Below are 1,234 nucleotides of genomic sequence, written 5' to 3'. Positions count from 1 at the left end.
CCTTCCAACCTGCCCGCACCCCGGCGCAGCCCCCCGCCGCCGGCCCGCTTCAGCCCGCGCGGCCTGACCGAGCGGGTGCGGCGCATGGCCGACGACCGCTCCGACCAGGAATTCCTGCCGGCGCACCTGGAGATCCTCGACACCCCGCCCTCGCCCTACGCGGTGGTGTTCACCTGGGTGATGTGCCTGATGTTCGGGGCGGCCCTGGTCTGGAGCATTTTTGCTCGGATCGACATCCACGCGGTCGCGACCGCGCGCATTCAGCCCTCCGGGCGCTCGAAGGTCGTGCAGCCCTTCGACACCGGCAAGGTCCAGACGATCGCGGTCGAGAACGGCAGCCGGGTCCAGGCCGGCGACGTGCTCCTCACCCTGGAGCCGACCGAGGCCGAGGCCGACCTGTCCTCGCGCCAGGGCGACCTCGCGGCGCTGGAGGCGCAGATCGCGCGGCGGCGCGCCACGATCGCGGCGGTGGAGACGAACAAGCCGACCGCCAAGGTCGATTTCCCGGCCGCGGTGCCGCCCGCGGTGCGCGCCCGCGAGGAGGGCGCGATGCTGGCCGAGATCGGCCAGTACGTCACCACCCGCGACGCATTCGAGGCGCAGTTGAACGAGAAGGTCGCGACCCAGGAGCGCTTCTCCGCCAGCATCGCCGCGAGAATGCGGCTCCAGGCGGTGCTCAAGGAACGCGCCGACATGCGCGAGACCCTGGTGGCGAAGTCCGCCGGCACCCGCGCGGCGGTGATCGACGCGGTGCAGCAGGTCGAGCAGGTCGCGGCCGACCTCGCCTACGACCGCGGGCAGCTGACCGAGGCCAAGGCCGGCGCCGTCTCGCTGCAGCGGCGCATCACCCAGCTCACCAGCGAGACCGTGGCGCGCCAGTACCAGGCGCTGACGGAAGCCGCGCAGAAGCGCGACGCCCTGGTGCAGGACGTGATCAAGGCGACCCTGAAGCGCGAGCGTACGGCGCTGAAGGCGCCAATCTCCGGCACAGTGCAGCAACTCGCCGTGACGACGCTCGGCCAGGTCGTCACCGCCGGCCAGCCGCTGATGGTGGTAGTGCCGACCGACGGGCCGATCGAGGTCGAGGCCCAGGTCCAGAACAAGGATATCGGCTTCGTCCTGCCCGACCAGGAGGCCGTGGTGAAGATCGACGCCTTCCCGTTCACGCGCTACGGCTCGATCGACGGCAAGGTGGTGCGGGTGTCGCGCGACGCGGTCGACGACCGCGAGGCGG

1 protein-coding gene is annotated in these 1,234 nt (G+C 71.6%); it reads left to right on the top strand.

The window, feature by feature from the left end; translation table 11 throughout:
• On the top strand, window positions 1–1,234 hold a 1,234-nt coding region (locus tag ABZT49_RS31445; protein ID WP_407943608.1), incomplete at both ends, for an HlyD family type I secretion periplasmic adaptor subunit.

Origin of the sequence: Methylobacterium sp. EM32 (assembly GCF_040593685.1) — a bacterium.
In the GTDB taxonomy this organism is placed as follows: Bacteria; Pseudomonadota; Alphaproteobacteria; order Rhizobiales; family Beijerinckiaceae; genus Methylobacterium.
The sequence above is the reverse complement of the archived record's forward strand: the minus strand, read 5'-3'. Positions and strand labels throughout refer to the sequence as shown.